The sequence below is a fragment of the Streptomyces sp. NBC_01381 genome (genome assembly GCF_026340305.1).
Lineage (GTDB): Bacteria > Actinomycetota > Actinomycetes > Streptomycetales > Streptomycetaceae > Streptomyces.
In genome coordinates this window covers 871,053-889,872 of the sequence record NZ_JAPEPI010000001.1, presented here as the reverse complement: position 1 = coordinate 889,872, position 18,820 = coordinate 871,053, and the positions used below count along the sequence as shown (strand labels likewise).

The following is an 18,820-nucleotide window of genomic DNA, read 5'->3' as shown; positions in this document are numbered from 1 at the left end:
GCGGCATTCATCCGGGGCGGCTCCCGGATGACCTACCTGGCAGTAGGGCTCGCCAGATTCTTGCCGCATACCGCTCGGTATGTCACTAGTCCGGGAGAAGAAAGGTCCGGCGGAGCAGCGTGGATCACCGGACAGGAGTCAGTTCCGGGTCCTCGCGGAGCTTGCCGAGCGCACGCGACACCGCGCTCTTGACGGTGCCTATGGACACCCCGAGCACCTCGGCCGTCTGGGCCTCGCTGAGATCCTCGTAGTACCGAAGGACGACCATCGCCCGCTGCCGCGCCGGCAGCTTCATGATCGCGCGCCACATGGCGTCCCGGAGCACCTGCTGCTCCGCCGGATCCCCGACCGGCGTCACCTCGGGCTCGGGCAGCTCGTCGCATGCGAACTCGTCGACCTTGCGCTTGCGCCACTGCGAAGTACGGGTGTTCAGCAGGGCCCTGCGCACATAGCCGTCGAGGGCACGGTGGTCCTCGATGCGGTCCCATGCGACATACGTCTTGGTGAGAGCGGTCTGCAGCAGATCCTCTGCATCGCTCGGATTCGCGGTCAGCGAGCGTGCGGTGCGCAGCAACACGGGCTGACGTGCCCGTACGTAGGACGCGAACGACGGATACGCCGAAGGACGCGCCGTCCGCGTCGCGGCCTTCGATGCGCTGGTGCACACGGGCACCATGGATACGGTCATGGCTCCACGCTAGAAGCGCCCCCTACTTCAGCGGATCGGCCGCAGGTCCCGAAGCGGTGTCCGCCTCAGGTTGTAGGAAGGGTGGTAGCCCCACCTCCTGAAGGTGGAGGAGACGAAGCGCACCCCTGAGGGTTCATCCCTGAGACGGTGCTCAGCGGATCCGGGCCACGGGCGCGTGCACGAGGTTCCGGTCGATCATCAGGGAACGTCCGCCGTGCCGCTCCTGCACGTTCCCCGCGTACTGGTGGATGCGCCGCGCGGGGCGCCAGGCGTCCCGCCGCAGCGCGGGCTCACGGTACAGGTGCCGGGGTGTGCGCCAGCGTGCGAACCACATCACCGCCGGCAGGTCCGGCACCCCCGCACGCCGCGCCATCTCCATGTGCCGCACCCCGGAGTCCGCGCCGCTGTAGAACCCCGGCACGTACCCCAGCCTGCGCACCTTCCTGTCCCACGCCCGCACGAAGGCGAGCGTGGTGCGCGCGCACTTCTCGTTCCGGTATCCATACGCCTCCATGTCCAAGTAGAGAGCGCTGCCCCGCAGCATCCCGAGCGCCTTCGCCCTGCTGACCGCGTCGCGCCCCTCGCCCGTCCCCTGCCTCCAGGCGTTCCGTCCGATGCGTACGCCCCGCTTGTTCTTCGCGATGACACAGGGCGACTGCGACCCCACGTACAGCGGCAGCACCCGCCAGCCCATCCCCCGCACCGCACGCATCCAGTCACGGCTCAGATGGGCCTGCCGCTTGCACGCCCGGCCCCGGCCTCCGAAGTAGACGCCCACCGCTCGGTAGTCGGAGCTCAACCAGCGGCGCATGGTGCCCACGGGCGGGGTGTGGCAGGTGTCGAAGCCCCGCCCGTGGAACGTCGACACCCTTGCGGCCGCCCGGCCGCGCCCGGCCTCCGACGTGCCGTCAGGTCTGTTCGTGGCGCCCGTCGGCACCGCGCACAGGGCCAGCGTGGTCAGGGCGAGAGCGAGGACAAGTCCCATGATCGCTTTTCGGCAGCGCATACGCCGAGTGAAGGGCCCGGATCCCCCGCCCCACCCGGGACACGCGCCGCGTTCAGCCGTCCGACCCCAGAATCAGCCCCGATGTGGGGACGCCGGTGCCCGCGGTGACCAGGGTGCGTGCGGCGCCCGGTATCTGGTTCACGGACGTGCCGCGCACCTGTCGTACCGCCTCCGCTATCCCGTTCATCCCGTGCAGATACGCCTCCCCGAGCTGTCCCCCGTGGGTGTTCAGCGGCAGCCGCTCCTCCGCGACGAAGCCGGCCGCCTCGCCCGGCCCGCAGAAGCCGAACTCCTCCAGCTGCATCAGCACGAACGGTGTGAAGTGGTCGTAGAGAATGCCCACGTCGATGTCTCCGGGCGCCAGACCCGAGCTCCGCCACAACTGCCGTGCCACCACGCTCATTTCGGGCAGCCCGCTCAGGTCGTCGCGGTAGAAACTGGTCATCTGCTCCTGTGCCCGCCCCGCACCCTGCGCCGCTGCCGTGATCACGGCCGGCGGGTGCGGCAGATCCCGGGCCCGCTCCACGCTCGTCACAACGATCGCCTGGCCGCCGTCGGTCTCCTGGCAGCAGTCGAGGAGACGCAGGGGCTCGACGATCCAGCGGGACTCGGCGTGATCGGCGAGGGTGATCGGCTTGCCGTGGAAGTAGGCCGCGGGGTTCGTCGCCGCGTACTTCCGGTCGGTGACCGCGACATGACCGAAGGCGTCCGGAGTCAGGCCGTAGGTGTGGAGATAACGCTGGGCCGCCATCGCCACCCACGACGCGGGAGTCAGCAGTCCGAACGGCAGGGACCAGCCGAGCGCCGCGCCCTCGGCCGACGGCTCACGATGCTGCACCCCCGAGCCGAATCTGCGGCCCGAACGTTCGTTGAACGCCCGGTAGCAGACCACCACTTCGGCCACTCCGCTCGCCACCGCGAGCGCCGCCTGCTGGACGGTCGCGCACGCCGCGCCGCCTCCGTAGTGGACACGCGAGAAGAAGGAGAGCTCCCCGATCCCGGCCGCCTGCGCGACGGTGATCTCCGGGTTGGTGTCCATCGTGAACGTGACCATGCCGTCGACATCGCCGGGGCCGAGTCCCGCGTCGTCGAGCGCCGCGCCCACCGCCTCCACGGCGAGTCTGAGCTCGCTGCGCCCCGAGTCCTTGGAGAACTCGGTGGCCCCGATGCCGACGACGGCCGCCTTCCCGCCGAGCCGATCGCGCGTCCGCACGCTCATGCCGTGCCTCCTGCCGACGCGCCACCCGAAGCCGGCGCCGTGACCGAGACCGTGACCGTCCCGGTGACGTGCTTGCCGATGCCGTTGGCCCCGACCACCTTGACCGTGGCCGTGTCGCCCTCGACCTGCTCGACGGAGCCCATCAACACCATCGTGTCCCCTGGGTAGTTGGGTGCCCCGAGCCGTATCGCCACCTTGCGGAGCACGGCACCGGACCCGAAATGATCGGTGACGTACCGACCGACCAGGCCGTTCGTGGTCAGGATGTTCATGAAGATGTCCGGGGAGCCCTTCTCCTGTGCCGCCACCGCGTCGTGGTGCACGTCCTGGTAGTCCCGCGACGCGATCGCACCGGAGACAATCAGCGTCCGGGTCACCGGGATGGTGAGCTCGGGCAGCCTGTCGCCCACGCTCACCCCGACGCCCCTGCTCATCCCCTCACCCCCGCTCATCTCACCGCCTCCTCTCATACCGACTCCTCTTCAGCGATCAAGTCGCCCAGTTCCGCGAGGACTTCGCTCCCGCATCCCAGATACGCGTCCAGCTGGCGCCCCCACAGGAAGTGCCGGTGCACGGGGTGGTCGAGGTCGGCGCCCATGCCTCCGTGCAGATGCTGGCCCGCGTGCACGACCCGCTTGCCCGCCTCCGACGCCCACCACGCCGCGGTCAGCGCATGCTCGCCGTACGCCAACGACGCGTCGCGCCGCCAAGCCGCCTCGTACGCCGTGACGCGTATCGCTTCCGTGTCCATATAGGCGTCCGCAGCCCGGAGTTGGACCCCCTGCTTGGCCGCGAGTGGCCGGCCGAACTGCTCCCGTTCGTTGGTGTGGGCGACCGCGCGGGCCAGCGATCCGGCGCACACACCGGCCTGCAGCCCCGCGAAGGCCGTCCGCGCACTCGCCAGCACATCGGCGTGGGCCCCGACCCCGCCGATCCGCTCCCCGGGAGTCCCGTCGAGCACCAGCCGCCCGGCCGCCCAGGGCGCCGTCAGCTCGACCGGCTCGGTCGCCGCGTCGGCCACCCGCACCATCCATAGGCTGTGGCCGCCCCGCCGTATGCGATCCGGCACAGCCACCAGGACGTGTGTGGCATCCCGCAGCCACGGCACCCATGGCACCGCTCCGGTCAGCGAACCCGTCGGCGCTTCCGGCGACCCCGCCGGCCCTTCCGCCAACCCCGTCGCACCCTCCTGCGCGGACGCCACCACCGCACCACCGCCCGCCGGAAACGCCCCGGTGGCGACCGCCGTGCCGTCCCGCAGCCCCGGCAGCAGCCGCCCCCGCTGCTCCTCCGTGCCATGGACCGCCACGGCGAGCAGGCCGTAGACACAACTCGCCGCCAGCGGCACCTGGGCCGTCACCCGCCCCTGCTCCTCCAGCAGCAGCACGAGCCCCAGCAGCCCCACGTCCTCCACCGCACCCGGCAGCCCCGCGGCGCACAGCGCCTTCCACAGCTCGGCGTCCGATGCCGTCCCCGCCGCCGCGAGCCGCTCGGGCGTGGACAGGTCCCCGAAGATCTCCGCCGCGAGCTCCCGCGCGGCCGTCTGCTCGTCCGTGGGTGTGAAGTCCATGTCAGACCCCGCCCCCTTCCATGGCCTCGACGGGCCGGAACACCGGAAGCTCCAACTCCTTGTCCACCCGCTGGAATTCGAGCCGGACGGGCTGCCCGATCCGCACCTTGTCGCTGGGCACGCCCACCACATTGCTGACCATGCGCACCCCCTCCGCCAGGTCGATGAGCGCCACGGCGTACGGGGGATCGAAGGCGGGGAAGGGCGGATGGTGCATGACGACGTACGAGTAGACGGTGCCCTGGCCGCTCGCCTCGACCATGTCCCACTCCAGCGATCCGCAGGCGTTGCAGCCCGGCAGCCAGGGGAAGCGCAGTGCCCGGCAGTCACCGCAGCGCTGGATCAGGAGCTGGTGGCGCGCCACACCCTCCCAGAACCCGGCGTTGTCCCTGTTGATGACCGGGCGGGGTCGCTTGCCCTGCGGTTTGCGCCGCGCGGGTGCGTACTTGAGGATCCGGAAGCGGTGGGTCCCCGCCGGTTCGCCGCCCGCCCTGACATCCATCCGCGTCGTGACGAAGTGGCCCGTGCCCAGCTTCGTCGTCTTGCGCTCCGAGACCGATTCGATGACCGCGTCGAAGGTGATCTCGTCCCCCGGCCGCAGCGGCCGCAGATACTCCTGCTCGCAGTCGGTGGCGACCACCGATGTGTAGCCCGCGCCGTCGAGCAGGGCGAACAGTTCGTCGTGGGCGGCCGAGCGCCCCTGGTGCCCGGAGAGCCCGCCCATCGTCCAGGCCTGGAGCATGGTCGGCGGCGCGATCGGATCCGCCCCGGAATAGGCGGAGTTGGCGTCCCCCATCGCCTCGCACCAGTGCCGGATCATCGGCTCGTTGACCCGGTCCTTGCCCACGCCCGAGGTCGCGGCCGCCCTGCCCTCGAAGACCTTCAGCGCCTCGTACGAAAGATCGCTCACCGCCGTCCCCTCCGCATCCCGAGGCGCATCGTCGCCACGATCTCCCGCTGCACCTCGCTCACCCCGCCGCCGAACGTATTGATCTGCGCCGCCCTGTTCATCCGCTCCAACTCCCCCTCACCGCCCGTGCCGAGCGCCAGGGCCCCGGGCGATCCGGCCCGCACCAGACCCGCGCCGCCCGTGACTTCCTGACATATTCGGTACACCTCCACGGCCGATTCGGTTCCCATGAATTTCACGCCGCTCGCGTCTCCGGGCGCCAGCCGGCCCGCCCCCACTTCGCCCACCAAACGCCAGTTGACCAGGCGCGTAGCCGCGAGCCGCGCCCGCGCTTCGGCCAGTCTGGAACGGACCCACGGAGCGTCAATCCGACGCTCACCCGTCACCGGATCGGGTGTACGCGCGAAGGCGAGGGCCGCCGCGTAGAAGTCCTCGGCCTGCATGCCGATCGCGGCGAGTGCCACCCGCTCGTGGTTCAGCTGGTTGGTGATGAGCCCCCAGCCGCCGTTCTCCTCGCCGACGAGGTTCGTGGCGGGCACGCGTATCCCGTCGTAGTACGTCGCCGTCGTGGTCAGCCCGCCCACGGTCTCTATCGGCGTCCACGAGAAACCGGGCGCCGCCGTCGGCACGAGGATGATCGAGATGCCCTGGTGCTTGGGCGCCTGCGGGTCGGTGCGGCAGGCGAGCCAGATCCAGTCGGCGTTCTGCGCGTTCGACGTGAAGATCTTCTGCCCGTCGATGAGCCACGCCTCGTCGGATCCTTCGCTGACGCGCACCGCCCGCGTACGCAGCGAGGCGAGGTCCGTCCCCGCCGACGGCTCGCTGTAGCCGATCGCGAAGACGAGATCGCCGCTGAGGATGCGCGGCAGGAAGGAGGCCTTCTGCTCCTGTGTGCCGTACTTCATGAGCGTCGGGCCGACGGTGTTCAGCGTGACCATCGACACCGGCGCGCCCGCGCGATAGGCCTCGTCGAAGAAGACGAACTGCTCGTCGGCGCCCCGCCCCTGCCCGCCGTACTCGACGGGCCAGCCGAGGCCGAGCATTCCGTCGGCCCCGATGCGCCGCAGCAGGCGGCGCTGCCCCTCCAGGTCGTCGCCTTCGGGCGGTCCTCCCGGCATCAGATCGCGGAAGTACGCGCGCAGTTCGGAGCGCAGCTGCTGCTGGCGTTCGGTGGGGGCGAGGTGCACGGCGGCGGCCTCTCCTTCGCGTACGGGCGTCGCACCGACAAGGGTTTCTGACTGTCCGTCAGAAACCGTGCGAGTGTCAAGAGATCACCCCGGATACGAAGGGCGGGCCCCCGGCGGCAACGCGGGGCCGAACACGCCTGCGCGGCGGTGCATCGCACCGCCGCGCAGACCGTCACACACCCCATCGAGCCGACCCAAGGAGCAACCCCAGACGGCCGTTACCTCACCAGAGGTTGGTGAAGTTGAACGCGACGTTCTCGTTCGACTGGTCGATCGCCGTGAACCCGGAGCCGTTCACCTGAGCGTTGTTGTTCTGGTTCGATGCGCCGTTGCCGACCGCCTGCTGCTGCGTCGTGTTCGAGTTGCCGCTGTTGTCGTCGCCGACGCCACTGCCGTTGACGGTGGCCACGCCCGCGTTCGATCCGTCGTCCGCGAAAGAGCCGTTGTCAGCCATCGCGACACCGGAGAAGAGCGCGGCGGCCAAGGGCAGGGCCGCGGCGGCGGCGATGACGCGGGCGGTACGGATGCTTGCCATGTCAATTCCTCCAGAACGGGAGGTACGCACCGGCAATGTGCCGGGAGCACCGGAAGTACGGCTTGTTCCAAGGCAGTTGGCCGACCACCTCGGGTTCTGCACGACGTCGCGAGTCCAGAGTTGCCCACCGAATCCCCGGCGAACCACCCCGGAAGCCCCGATTCCCCCGCAAGCGTGAGTACAAGTCGATAAACACGCTTCGCGCCGCCAAAGCCCCAGCTCAGCCCCGTGCAACCCGCCCAAACCCAGGCGCCGCAAGCGCTGAAGCGTTCCGGCGTCCCCCGAAGAAGAGGGCTCCCATCCGCGCTTCCGGCGCGTGTCGAGGCCTCCCCCTCTTCCCTTCTTCGAACACTTGTACGAAAATGGCGGCATGGCCACCATCGACCGCCATGCCACAGCGCTCGCACTCGCCCACGCCCTGTCCGCCGCAGAGCGCGGCCTCGCCGTCATCCCGCTCTCCCGCACCAAGCTGCCTGCCTTGCGCTCCCCCCACCACGACCAGCCCGAACCGACGCCCTGCCACGGCGAATGCGGCCGCCCCGGACACGGCGTGTACGACGCGTCGACCGACCCGCGCCGTATCCGCGAGCTCTTCGCCGCCGCCCCTTGGGCCAGCGGATACGGCATCGCCTGCGGGCTTCCCCCACACCATCTGATCGGCATCGACCTGGACACCAAGTCCGGTACGGACGCCTCGGCCGCCCTGCGGGAACTGGCGCTGCGCCACCTGTTCACCATCCCGGCCACGGTCGTCGTGGTGACCCCGAGCGGCGGCCGCCACATCTGGCTTTCGGGCCCGCCCGACGCCGTCATCCCCAACTCCGCGGGCCGCCTCGCCCCCGGCATCGACATCCGGGGCGCCGGCGGCTATCTCGTCGGCCCCGGCTCGCGCACCGAACACGGCGTCTACAGCACCGTGCCGGGCACCGCTCAACTCCCGCCCGGCGCCTGCCCGCCCGCGCTCCTGCGGCTGCTCATGCCGCCGGCCCGCGCACACACGGGGCCTTCGAAGCCGCCGGTCCAGCACGGCCAGGGGCTCGTCCAGTTCGTGCTCGCCGCGCACGAGGGCCAGCGCAACACCCGTCTCTTCTGGGCCGCTTGCCGCGCGTACGAGAACGGCATCGGCGAGACCCTGTCGGGCGAACTCACCGATGCCGCAATCCGGGTCGGCCTGACGGAACACGAGGCCCGCTCGACGATCGCGTCGGCAGCCCGCCTCACCGGGCACGCTTAGGGGGCCGCTACCCGAGCAGCGAACGCACCGCCGCGCGGTCGATGTTCGTCAGGGCGCGGACCAGCTTCGGGGTGAGGAAGACGATGGCGAGGCCGAGCAAGGAGGCACCGGCGATCTGCAACGGCGACTCCAGGTAGTACGCGTGGTGCTCGCCGCCCGATGTGTAGTCGAACACCCGGTAGCCCGGCCAGTCGAGGTAGTGCGGGAACACCCAGGAGTACGCCGGCAGGAGCGCGACCACCCAGCCGGTGACCAGGAAGGTCACGGTGAGCACGAAGGACGTCACGCGCGCGGGGAACATCACGACCTGGAAGAGCAGCGCCCGCCAGCCCGCGGCGTCCGCGAGCCGGGCGCGCCTCCCGGCCCACGCCCCCTCTCCCGGCGAGGTCCGCACCGGGGCGGGCCCGGCGACGTCGAGCCCGAGGCCGGCCCGCGCCCGCCCCCGCTCGGCGGCACCGAGCCCCCGCGCGCCCGCCAACGCGGCGGCAAGCACCGGCAGTCCGAGCACGGTGACGAACAGCCCCATGCCGAGCGAGAACATCGTCACGGCGAAGGTGAAACCGACGACGGCGATGGGCAGCGAGGCGACGGTGTAGCCGATCTCCCGGTAGGTCGCGGCGGCGAACGGCGCCCGCCAGAAGCCGGGGGACCGCGCAGGACCCGCGGCGAACGGAGCGGACGGAGCAGAGGGAGCGGCTGCGTACGGCAGGGTGCTTGTGCTCATGGCGGGGCCTCGAATCTTCGCGGCGATGAGGGTGGGGACGTGCCGTGCTGATGTCCTCCACGTTCGCGAATCCGCGCGCCCGCCGACATACGGCGCCCCGGCCTCTTGGGGGTGTCGCCAGCCCCACCCCCGGCGCGAGGACGGCATGGGGAACCGGCGCGATGAACCGGCGCGAGACGGCACGAAGAAGGGGCGCCCGGAGACTTCCGGACGCCCCTTCTCACCAGGCCCAACAGGCCCCTCAAGCGGTGGGTGTGGGATTTGAACCCACGGTGACTCGCGCCACGACGGTTTTCAAGACCGTTCCCTTAGGCCGCTCGGGCAACCCACCCCGCACCGCCGGTCAGGGCGGTGCGGGGTCAAGAGTAGCGGGTCAGCTCTCGCCCTTGCGCTGGCCCAGGACCACGTCGACCGTGCGCTCCTTGCCGTCGCGTTCGAACGTGATCTTGACCTTGTCGCCCGGCTTGTGGGTCCAGATCTGGCCGATCAGGGTCGGACCGCTGTCGATCACCGTGTCGTCAAGCTTCGTGATGACGTCGCCGGGCTTGAGGCCCGCCTGGTCCGCCGGGCCGTTCGGGGTGACCGCCTGCGAACCGCTCGCGCCCTCCTGGGAGATCGTGGCACCGCCCGTGTCCTCGCCCAGCGAGACCGAGGCGCCGATGACCGGGTAGACCGCCTGGCCGTTCTTGATCAGCTGCTCGGCGACGTACTTGGCCTGGTTGACCGGGATCGCGAAGCCCAGGCCGATGGAACCGGACTGGCCGCTGCCGCCGAGGCCGCCGCCGCTCTCCGCGGGCTTGATCGCGGAATTGATGCCGATGACCGCGCCCCGCGAGTCGAGCAGCGGGCCTCCGGAGTTGCCCGGGTTGATGGAGGCGTCGGTCTGCAGGGCGCTCATGTACGAACTCTTGCTGCTGGCACCGTCGCTGGAGGTCACCGGGCGGTCCTTGGCGCTGACGATGCCGGTCGTGACCGTGTTCGAGAGGCCGAAGGGGGCACCGATGGCGATCGTCGAGTCGCCGACGGCCACCCGGTCCGAGTTGCCGAGGGCCAGCGGCTTCAGGTCCGCGGGCTTGCTCTTGAGCTTGATGACCGCCACGTCGTAGCCCTCGGCACGGCCGACCACCTCGGCGTCGTACTTCTTGCCGTTCGAGAACGTCGCCGCGAGCTTTCCGCCGTCGGCGGCGGAGGCCACCACGTGGTTGTTGGTGAGGATGTGGCCCTGCTTGTCGTAGACGAAGCCGGTGCCCGTACCGCCCTCGCCGTTGCCCCCCTGGGCGTCTATGGTGACGACGCTGGGGAGCGCCTTGTTGGCGATGCCGGCGACCGAGCCGGGCTCGCGCTTGAGGTCGGCCGGGGTGTCCGATGCGGAGACCGTGGTCGAGTCCGTGGCGTCGTCGTCGTTGCGATCAGCCGCCCAGAAGCCGATGCCGCCGCCGATTCCACCCGCGACCAGCGCGGCCACGAGCACCGCTGCGATCAGGCCACCGCGCCGGCCCGCGGGCTTCGGCCCTTCGGGGTGCTGCGCCGCGTACGAGGCGCCCCACGTGGAGCCCGCTCCTCCGCCCTGCGCGTACGAAGGAACGGCGGGCGGGGGCGGGGGCGGCGGCCAGGCCCCGGCCGCGGCGCCCGACGCGTGCGGCGCCGGTCCTGCGGGGGGCGCGGGATCGGCGGAAGCAGCGGGAGTGTCCACCGGCACGGGAGGTGCGGACGGGGCCTTGGGTACCTCGTTGCCCTCGTTCTCGGTGCTCACAGCTCTCTCCTCGGTCCACGCTGTCGTTCTCGGTCACGGCCTGGCTGTGGCCAACTGTGATTCTGTCTGCAGTCAGCTTTTCCCATGGGCTGTCAGGGCACCATAAGCCGATCCTGTGGATCCGGCGCTGTGTGCACCGTGTACACCCGACCTCGGGCGAGCCTGTGCGTACCCCGTGATGGCACGATGACGCGGTGACCCTCGCACGACAGCAACAGATCCAGGTCGTCGCCCACCGCGGAGCATCCGAAGACGCTCCCGAGCACACGCTGGCCGCGTACAAGAAAGCGGTCGAGGACGGTGCCGACGCCCTCGAATGCGATGTACGCCTGACCGCGGACGGCCATCTCGTCTGCGTCCACGACCGACGCGTCAACCGTACGTCGAACGGCCGAGGAGCCGTCTCCGCCCTGGAGCTCGCCGATCTCGCCACGCTGGACTTCGGCTCCTGGAAGAGAAACCACGCCGAGGCCGACGAAGGCCCCGACTGGGAGGACACCTCCGTCCTCACCCTGGAGCGGCTCCTTGAGCTGGTGGCCGACAGCAACGCCTCGGGGCGCAACGTCCAGCTGGCCATCGAGACGAAGCACCCCACGCGCTGGGCGGGCCAGGTCGAGGAAAGGCTGCTGCTTCTACTGAAGCGCTTCGGTCTGGATTCCCCACCCACCGAAGGCCCGTCCCCGGTGCGCATCATGAGCTTCTCCGCGCGCTCCCTGCACCGGGTGCGGGCCGCGTCCCCCACCCTGCCCACGGTCTACCTGATGCAGTTCGTCTCGCCGCGCCACCGCGACGGCCGCCTGCCCGAGGGCGTACGGATCGCGGGCCCCGGCATGCGGATCGTGCGCAACCACCCCTCCTACGTGGCCAAACTCAAGCGCGCCGGCCACCAGGTCCACGTCTGGACCGTGAACGAACCCGAGGACGTCGAGCTCTGCGCAGAACTCGGCGTCGACGCGATCATCACCAACCGCCCCAAGCAAGTCCTGTCTCAACTGGGCCGCGACTAACGGGAGCCCCTTCGGTTACAGGGTGTGCACCGGCGCGTTCGGTCCGTATTCGATCGTTACGAGTGCGTCACCGCACAGGGATTGGCCGGTTTCCGGTCCAGTCCATTGGGGCATTCACACCGTGGCGTGGGGCGAAGGAGGTCTCGGGGGTGGCGTTGGTGGTGGCACGGGAGGTGCCCGCGTCGTCGAGCATGGCCGTACCCCATGGCCCGGCGGGCGTGGGGGAAGCGAGACACCGGATGCGCGAGCAATTGCGCAGGAGCGGGGTGTCGGATTCGGTCGTCGACGACGCAGTACTGATCCTTTCGGAACTGCTCAGCAATGCCTGCCGGCATGGCAGGCCGCTGGGCCAGGGACTGGTCGGCGACGGTGATGTCCGGGCCGCCTGGCGCGTGGACGCGGCGGGCCGGCTGACGGTCGAGGTGACGGACGGCGGAGGACCGACCCGCCCCGTTCCGGCCACACCCTCGGTCACCGCGCACGGCGGCCGCGGGCTCAACATCATCACGGCTCTCGCGGATGCCTGGGGTGTGCGCGACGACACCCATGGCGAGGTCACGGTGTGGGTCGTCGTACATGCCGGGCACCGCCATGAGGATTTCGCTACGCGCGTCGCGGCCCCGTCGGCCGCCGCGATACCCGACCTCGCGTACGCGGACCCGTTCGACGATCTCGACTGACGGTCCCTCGCCCGACAGCCGTTCCGGTGTGTTCCCGACGCCCCCTGGGCGAGCGGCTAGGCTCGCGCCCGTACGCCCAAGACGTACGAAGAGCCACGCAAGAGAGCCGCATCCGGGAGACACCCAAGATGGCCAAGAAGCGCCCTCAGACCAAGGGCAAGCAGCAGCCGCAGCTGAAGGACGGAGAGGTCCCCGTCGTCGGCGCCCGCGAACCCTGCCCCTGCGGTTCGGGCCGCCGTTACAAGGCCTGTCACGGCCGGGCCGCCGCGCACGCGGTGACCGAGCTGGTGCACCGCCCCTTCGAGGGCCTGGCCGGTGAGGGCGACTGGGTGGCGCTGCGCGAGCTCGTCCCCGCGGCGACCGTCGAACTGCCGCTCAAGGACGGGCTGCCCGACGGGGTGCCCTCCGTCTCGCTGGCGACGGTCCTGCCGATGGCCTGGCCCGCCCTGCGCCGCGACGACGGCTCGGTCCTGCTCGGCCTGCAGAACGACACGGCGTCCGGCGACATCAGCCGCGACCTCGCCGACACCCTCCAGCGGGCGCTCGCCGCCGCGCCGGGCTCGCCGGTGCAGTCCCGCCGCGCGCCCGCGGACGGACCGCGCCTGCAGGACATCCTCGACCCCGCTGGCGCCTTCGAGCCGGTCGTGCACGAGGGCTTCGAATTCTGGGTGCCGGATTCGGAGAACGCCTCCACGGAAGTCTCCGCGTCCCTGGAGCGGGCGAACGCCGCCGCCATCCCCACCGTGAAGCTCTCCGGCGTGGAATCCGCCTACTGGTGCGAGACCCCGGAGAAGAACCACCTGCGCTGGGTCATGCCGCACCCCGAGGAGCAGCTCCTGGACGCGCTCGCCCGGCTGCACGCGGCCGGCACGTCGAGCCTCGGTGAGGGAACCCGTCTCGTCGGCTCCTTCCGGGCGCACGGTCTGACCGTGCCGGTGTGGGATCTGCCGACCGGGATGGGCGCGGACGACATCGAGAAGCCCGCCGCCGAGTTCGCCGAGCGGCTGGCCGCGGCGCTCGCCACGGACGCCCCGCTGACCCCGGAGGAGCGCAGGGCTCGCGGGGGTCTCACCAACCGCCAGGTGACCTTGAGCTGACCCACCAGTCAGCCGGAGGGGAATGGGTGACTCCTGTCACAACTCCCCGTCGTCGCAGGTAAATCCCTGTCCGGATAACCGAGATCGAATTTGCCAAGAGCAGATCTCTTGTTACCGTTCAGGTAGCCCGGTTGCTGGTGCATCCCCCGTCGCCAGCAACCGGGCGCTTCCATGTCCGGCCCCGCATCGGGTCTGACCTGCGGTATCAACTGGCCTTCGGCCGCGCCGAGTTGCTCCCCGAGCGCAGGAGCAACGGCCCGCCACTCCCGTCAGCGAACTCCACCACCGCCGAATACGCCGCTGCATTCCCCGCAGTGCGCTCCCGTGGCGTCTCGCACGCGCCTGGCTCGTCCTCCGCGCTCACCGCGCAATGCATCTGCACGGTGCGCCCGCCCGGGGCCATAACGGTCAGTACGGCGCTGAGCTCATCACCAGTCGCGTTGCGGTAGTACGTGCGCGCCCAGGTGTCGCTCCCCTGGGTCAGGACGCAGGTCTGGGCCTCGATGCCCTCCGGAGAGGTGAGCTCGGGGCCGCACCGGGCGGTGTTGCTGAGTCCGAGCCCCGAGAGGAGCGACGGCTCCTCCGTGGCGGACTGGTTCGAATTCGGCCTCTCCGGAGCGGACCGGTTCGAAGACGGCCGCTCCTTGGAGGGCTGTTTCGCGTCAGGACTCGGCGCCGGATCCGTCGGCCGCTCCGCTTGCCCGGCGCCGGCGTCGTCGTCGCCCACGGGCCCCGCGGACGCGCCGGCGAACGGCAGGAGAACCGTGATGGCCACTACGCCCATGAGCGCGATCAGGCGGGGGTTCATGGGCCCTGACATTAACGACGATTGATGGGCGCACGGCTCGCCGCGCGCCCATTTCCCCTACAACTCGGGCGCGCTCACACCCGTACGAGTGAGCGCATCCACCACAGCGTCCACCACGGCCTCGACATCGGGCACCCACGGCGCCGCGGAGCCGGGCAGCGGAGCCCGCTCCCAGCGCACCGGCCCCTGTCCCGTCTCGGAGGGCGGCAGCGCGAGATATCCGCCCTCTCCGTGGAAGCGCAGAGAGCCGGGCACCCAGTCCTTGGCGTACAGCAGCTCGCCCAACTGCTCCATGGAGTAGGGCGCGACGAGCAGGAAGAGCCGGGCCGGGGTCGCCACGACCGGGCCGAGCCTGATGCCCGCCTCGTCGAGCGCGGCCAGGGCGCGTGCGCCCGCGAGCGCAGGAAGGCTGACGGCACACGGGGCGCCGGCGCCGGTGGCGAGCACGATGGGCGCGGCCGGGCGGTTCGTCCACCACCAGCGCACCATGCGCGCGTCGGTGGTCGCGGCCAGCAGGCCGGGGTCGAGGGGATGCGCTCCTGGCACCGTGCAGTCGGGGTCGGGGCAGGCGCAGCGGGTGCCGTCCTGCCGGTCGAGACCGACACCTGGCAGCACCGGCCATTTCCATGCCGTCGCGAAGGTCAGGGCCGCGCCGATCAGACCGGGACTCTGGTCACGCTTCCTGCCGGTGAACCCGGTGAGCCCGGTGAGCCCGGTGAGCCCAATGAGCCTGGACAGGAGCCTGCGTCGCCTTCCGAGGATCTCGCGCATGAGCGCTCGTTCCTTTCCGTTTACACGCCGAGGAACACGGCGGGCCACATCACACCATGTGTGGATCACTTCGCTGTGCGTACAACTGGCGCATCACACCCCAGCCTGCGGCATGGGGAACCCCTATGGGCCGAGCGTTAACGTGGCGTGGGGTGGCGGTGCCTGGCGATTGCTGTCCCGCGTATTACTCGCCGCCTCCCCCACGGGAGGATGGGGCACGGTCGTCGTGAGTTAAGACGCCCGGGTCCGTCGCCAGGTTCCGGGCGGATCTCAACTGCCCCTGGTCATCACCGAGTACGTACCCAACACGGCCGCTGTGACGCGCCTCCCGTGCCTGAGGGCTGGGAGGTACCCCTTGCTGAACAATGTCAGTCGACCGCAATATGCCGTCGCCTCAGGCACTTTTGAGCCAAGTTACCAAGATCGCCAGAACGCCACAGAATTCCCACGGACACCAGGAATCCCAGCTGGACAATGCTGGACATCCCCTCTCCAGTGCGTGTAGATGTGGAGAACATTGCTAGCGGCGCAGAATGACATGGGGGTTTGCGATGCTATTGAGCAATACGCACCGGCCGGAAAGCCGTCAGCCATGAACGCTCCGCACCTCCCGAAAGTGGCCGGAATCGATTCAACTGTTCCGCCACCAGCCCACACTGTCGCGCCTGTCCCGCACGCCCAAAGCGCCTCGGCCGCACCGACCGTCATGATCCAGGACCGGCTCGCGGGCTGGGTCTCCGATCTGACGACACTGCACGAACTCACCGAACGCCTGGGCCGCACGGCCACCCTCGACGAGGCCCTGCAGGAGCTCCTGCGGGCCGGCGCGGCCCTGGTCGGCGCCCGCCGCGGCCTCGTCGTCCTGGAGCCCTCCGACGGCCTCGGCCCCGACACCACGGTCGGCCTCGGCCTGGCCCGCGCCGACCTCGGCCACATCGAGACGGTGCCCCGCGGCGCCACCCCCTTCGGGCGGCTGCTCGACGCCCCGCCCGCGCCGCCCGGCACCCAGACCGAGATCGTCGACGCCGACCTGCTCGCCGACGACGGCCTCGACCCCCGGCACCGCGAGGTCGCCACCCGGCTCGGCTACGCCGCCAGCTACGCGCTGCCGCTGACCACCGAGGCCGCGGGCCGGGTCGGCGCCGCGGTCTGGCTGTACGACGAGCCCGCGGCGCCCGTCGAGCGCCAGCGCCACCTCATCGGCCTCTACACCCGGCACGCCGCCGAGCACCTGGCGCGGCTGATCGAGCTGGACCGGGCCCGCACCACGGAGGCCACGCTGCGCGAGGAGCTGCTTCCCTCGCGACTGCCGCGGGTCGCCGGGGTGCAGCTCGCCGCCCGGCACCGCACCAGCGCGCGCGGAGGCGGCGACTGGTTCGACGCGCTGCCGCTGCCCGACGCCGCGCTCGGCCTCGCGGTCGGGTCCGTCACCGGGTCCGGGCCAAGCGCCGTCGCCGCGATGGGGCGGCTGCGGGCTTCCTTGCGGGCGTACGCCGTGATGGAGGGCGAGGACCCCGTCGCCGTACTGTCCGATCTGGAGCTGCTGCTGCGTCTCACCGAACCCGCCCGGTCGGCGACGGCCCTCTTCGCGTTCTGCGAGCCGGCCCTGCGCAAGATCGTCCTGGCCGGGGCCGGGCACAGCCCGCCGCTCGTGATCGGCGAGCGGCGCACGGAGTTCGTGGAGACCTCGCTCTCGGCGCCACTCGGGATGCTCGCGTGCTGGGAGGCGCCGAGCGTGGAGATCCAGCCGGAGCGCGGAGAAACGGTGCTTCTTTATACGGATGGGCTGTTGCACCGCACCGGGGACCCGATGGACCGGGCCTTCGCGCGGCTGCACTCGGCCGCCGCGAGCGTGCCGAGATCCGTCCGCGCCGACCCGGACGCGCTCGTCGACCATGTGCTGCGGACCGTCCTGCCGGACGGGCTCGACGCCATCGAGAGCGACGAAGACGTGGTCCTCCTGGCGGCCCGGTTCGAGTGACGCCCGGACCGGGGTCACAGTGACCCCCGCAATACGGCATGTAACAGGCCTTCCGGCCCTGGGCCCCCTTCCGTACGCCCGTACGATGGAGGGGGCCCAGTGTCGTACATAGGAGGCAGATCGTGTCGGAGGAGCTCATTCCGGAGTACCCGGAGACCCCGGAAACCCTGGAGATCGAGTCCGAAGAAGAGCCGATCAAGCAGCGCAAGAACGGTCTGTACCCGGGCGTCTCCGACGAGCTCGCCGAGAACATGAAGTCCGGCTGGGCCGACACAGAGCTGCACGATCTGCAGCCGATCGCCCAGGCCGCACACACCGCGGCCCGCCGCGCCGCACTCTCCGCGCGCTTCCCGGGCGAGCGGCTCGTCGTCCCCGCGGGCAATTTGAAGACCCGTTCGAACGACACGGAGTACGCCTTCCGCGCGTCCGTCGAATACGCGTACCTCACCGGCAACCAGACCGAGGACGGCGTCCTCGTCCTGGAGCCCACCGACTTCGCGGACGGGACCAGCGGCCACGAGGCCACCATCTACCTGCTGCCGCGCTCCAACCGTGAGAACGGCGAGTTCTGGCTGGACGGCCAGGGCGAGCTGTGGGTCGGCCGCCGGCACTCCCTCACCGAGGCCGAGACGCTGTACGGCATCCCGGCGTCCGACGTGCGTGAGCTCGCCGGGGCGCTGCGCGAGGCGACCGGTTCCGTCCGGGTCGTCCGCGGCTACGACGCCGGCATCGAGGCCGCGCTGACCGACAAGGTCACCGCCGAGCGCGACGAGGAGCTGCGCGTCTTCCTCTCCGAGGCCCGTCTGGTCAAGGACGAGTTCGAGGTCGGCGAGCTGCAGAAGGCGTGCGACGCGACGGCCCGCGGCTTCGAGGACGTCGTCCGCGTCCTGGACAAGGCCGAGGCGACCAGCGAGCGCTACATCGAGGGCACGTTCTTCCTGCGCGCCCGCGTCGACGGCAACGACATCGGCTACGGCTCGATCTGCGCCGCGGGCCCGCACGCCACCACGCTGCACTGGGTGCGCAACGACGGCGCGGTGCGCTCCGGAGAGCTGCTGCTGCTCGACGCGGGCGTGGAGACGCACACGTACTACACGGCCGACGTGACGCGCACGCTGCCGATCAACGGCCGCTTCAACGAGCTGCAGCGGAAGATCTACGACGCCGTGTACGAGGCCCAGGAGGCCGGCATCGCGGCGGTCAAGCCCGGTGGCAAGTACCGCGACTTCCACGACGCCGCGCAGCGCGTGCTCGCCGAGAAGCTCGTCGAGTGGGGCCTGGTGGAGGGTCCGGTCGAGCGGGTCCTGGAGCTGGGCCTGCAGCGTCGCTGGACGCTGCACGGCACCGGTCACATGCTCGGCATGGACGTCCACGACTGCGCGGTCGCGCGGCGTGAGACGTACGCGGACGGCGTCCTGGAGCCCGGCATGTGCCTGACCGTCGAGCCCGGCCTGTACTTCCAGGCGGACGACCTGACGGTGCCGGAGGAGTACCGCGGCATCGGCGTGCGGATCGAGGACGACATTCTCGTGACGGCGGACGGCAACAAGAACCTGTCCGCGGCGCTGCCGCGGCGTGCCGACGACGTCGAGGCGTGGATGGCTGAGCTCAAGGGCTGAGGGTCCGCTTCTCAAACCGAGCATCTTCTTA

General features: G+C 70.7%; 18 protein-coding genes and 1 tRNA gene. 6 read left to right on the top strand and 13 right to left on the bottom strand.

Translation table 11 applies throughout. The features are described from left to right. Positions 1 to 124 precede the first annotated feature (124 nt). The 8 genes from OG453_RS04260 to OG453_RS04225 all read right to left on the bottom strand — a co-directional run bounded on the left by OG453_RS04260 (position 125) and on the right by OG453_RS04225 (position 7,115). Positions 125 to 688, bottom strand: a complete 564-nt coding sequence (locus tag OG453_RS04260) for a SigE family RNA polymerase sigma factor (protein WP_266864633.1) — start codon at positions 686 to 688, stop codon at positions 125 to 127. A 151-nt stretch (positions 689 to 839) separates the two neighbouring features. Continuing rightward, entirely contained in the window at positions 840 to 1,673 is an 834-nt protein-coding gene (locus OG453_RS04255) for a glycoside hydrolase domain-containing protein (protein WP_266864631.1), read from the bottom strand. Between the two features lie 73 nt (positions 1,674 to 1,746). Continuing rightward, positions 1,747 to 2,913, bottom strand: a complete 1,167-nt coding sequence (locus tag OG453_RS04250) for a lipid-transfer protein (protein ID WP_266864629.1) — start codon at positions 2,911 to 2,913, stop codon at positions 1,747 to 1,749. After that, a complete protein-coding gene (locus tag OG453_RS04245) occupies positions 2,910 to 3,329 on the bottom strand; it encodes a MaoC family dehydratase (protein ID WP_323178649.1) in 420 nt (139 codons plus the stop codon). Before OG453_RS04245 ends, OG453_RS04250 begins: the two co-directional genes overlap by 4 nt. Positions 3,330 to 3,379: 50 nt before the next feature. Further along, on the bottom strand, positions 3,380 to 4,483 hold the full coding sequence (locus tag OG453_RS04240) for an acyl-CoA dehydrogenase family protein (RefSeq protein WP_266864625.1): 1,104 nt from the start codon (positions 4,481 to 4,483) through the stop codon (positions 3,380 to 3,382). Between the two features lies 1 nt (position 4,484). Continuing rightward, on the bottom strand, positions 4,485 to 5,393 hold the full coding sequence (locus tag OG453_RS04235) for a bifunctional MaoC family dehydratase N-terminal/OB-fold nucleic acid binding domain-containing protein (protein WP_266864623.1): 909 nt from the start codon (positions 5,391 to 5,393) through the stop codon (positions 4,485 to 4,487). Next, positions 5,390 to 6,580, bottom strand: a complete 1,191-nt coding sequence (locus OG453_RS04230) for an acyl-CoA dehydrogenase family protein (RefSeq protein ID WP_266864621.1) — start codon at positions 6,578 to 6,580, stop codon at positions 5,390 to 5,392. The genes OG453_RS04235 and OG453_RS04230 overlap by 4 nt, the downstream gene beginning before the upstream one ends. A gap of 223 nt (positions 6,581 to 6,803) precedes the next feature. Then, positions 6,804 to 7,115 (bottom strand): hypothetical protein, encoded by a 312-nt coding sequence (locus OG453_RS04225; RefSeq protein WP_266864619.1) that lies wholly within the window; start codon positions 7,113 to 7,115, stop codon positions 6,804 to 6,806. Between the two features lie 370 nt (positions 7,116 to 7,485). On the opposite strand from OG453_RS04225, the gene OG453_RS04220 reads away from it, so the two are divergent. After that, complete coding sequence (locus OG453_RS04220) at positions 7,486 to 8,349, top strand: bifunctional DNA primase/polymerase (protein WP_266864618.1); 864 nt, start codon at positions 7,486 to 7,488, stop codon at positions 8,347 to 8,349. A gap of 7 nt (positions 8,350 to 8,356) precedes the next feature. On the opposite strand, the gene OG453_RS04215 is transcribed toward OG453_RS04220, so the two are convergent. From OG453_RS04215 to OG453_RS04205, 3 genes are all read right to left on the bottom strand, one after another. Beyond that, positions 8,357 to 9,073, bottom strand: coding sequence for a sensor domain-containing protein (locus tag OG453_RS04215; RefSeq protein ID WP_266864616.1), 717 nt, complete (start codon positions 9,071 to 9,073; stop codon positions 8,357 to 8,359). Between the two features lie 246 nt (positions 9,074 to 9,319). Continuing rightward, a tRNA-Ser gene (locus tag OG453_RS04210) sits at positions 9,320 to 9,404 on the bottom strand. A 42-nt stretch (positions 9,405 to 9,446) separates the two neighbouring features. Further along, a complete protein-coding gene (locus OG453_RS04205) occupies positions 9,447 to 10,826 on the bottom strand; it encodes a S1C family serine protease (protein WP_266864614.1) in 1,380 nt (459 codons plus the stop codon). A 194-nt stretch (positions 10,827 to 11,020) separates the two neighbouring features. Between OG453_RS04205 and OG453_RS04200 the strand changes: the two genes are divergently transcribed. The 3 genes from OG453_RS04200 to OG453_RS04190 all read left to right on the top strand — a co-directional run bounded on the left by OG453_RS04200 (position 11,021) and on the right by OG453_RS04190 (position 13,610). Then, the gene (locus tag OG453_RS04200) at positions 11,021 to 11,833 is read left to right on the top strand and encodes a glycerophosphodiester phosphodiesterase (RefSeq protein ID WP_266864612.1); all 813 of its coding nucleotides are present in this window, start codon (positions 11,021 to 11,023) and stop codon (positions 11,831 to 11,833) included. A 62-nt stretch (positions 11,834 to 11,895) separates the two neighbouring features. Continuing rightward, complete coding sequence (locus OG453_RS04195; RefSeq protein WP_266864611.1) at positions 11,896 to 12,513, top strand: ATP-binding protein; 618 nt, start codon at positions 11,896 to 11,898, stop codon at positions 12,511 to 12,513. A 128-nt stretch (positions 12,514 to 12,641) separates the two neighbouring features. After that, a complete protein-coding gene (locus OG453_RS04190) occupies positions 12,642 to 13,610 on the top strand; it encodes a DUF5926 family protein (protein WP_266864610.1) in 969 nt (322 codons plus the stop codon). Positions 13,611 to 13,815: 205 nt separating this feature from the next. Here the strand turns inward: OG453_RS04190 and OG453_RS04185 are convergent, their stop codons facing one another. Both OG453_RS04185 and OG453_RS04180 read right to left on the bottom strand, forming a co-directional pair. Next, the gene (locus OG453_RS04185) at positions 13,816 to 14,418 is read right to left on the bottom strand and encodes a hypothetical protein (RefSeq protein ID WP_266864609.1); all 603 of its coding nucleotides are present in this window, start codon (positions 14,416 to 14,418) and stop codon (positions 13,816 to 13,818) included. A gap of 57 nt (positions 14,419 to 14,475) precedes the next feature. After that, a complete protein-coding gene (locus tag OG453_RS04180) occupies positions 14,476 to 15,189 on the bottom strand; it encodes a bifunctional DNA primase/polymerase (RefSeq protein ID WP_266864607.1) in 714 nt (237 codons plus the stop codon). A 538-nt stretch (positions 15,190 to 15,727) separates the two neighbouring features. On the opposite strand from OG453_RS04180, the gene OG453_RS04175 reads away from it, so the two are divergent. Together OG453_RS04175 and OG453_RS04170 are read left to right on the top strand one after the other, a co-directional pair. Continuing rightward, on the top strand, positions 15,728 to 17,170 hold the full coding sequence (locus OG453_RS04175) for a PP2C family protein-serine/threonine phosphatase (RefSeq protein ID WP_266864605.1): 1,443 nt from the start codon (positions 15,728 to 15,730) through the stop codon (positions 17,168 to 17,170). A gap of 122 nt (positions 17,171 to 17,292) precedes the next feature. Continuing rightward, positions 17,293 to 18,789, top strand: coding sequence for an aminopeptidase P family protein (locus OG453_RS04170; protein WP_266864603.1), 1,497 nt, complete (start codon positions 17,293 to 17,295; stop codon positions 18,787 to 18,789). The last annotated feature ends 31 nt before the right edge of the window (positions 18,790 to 18,820 follow it).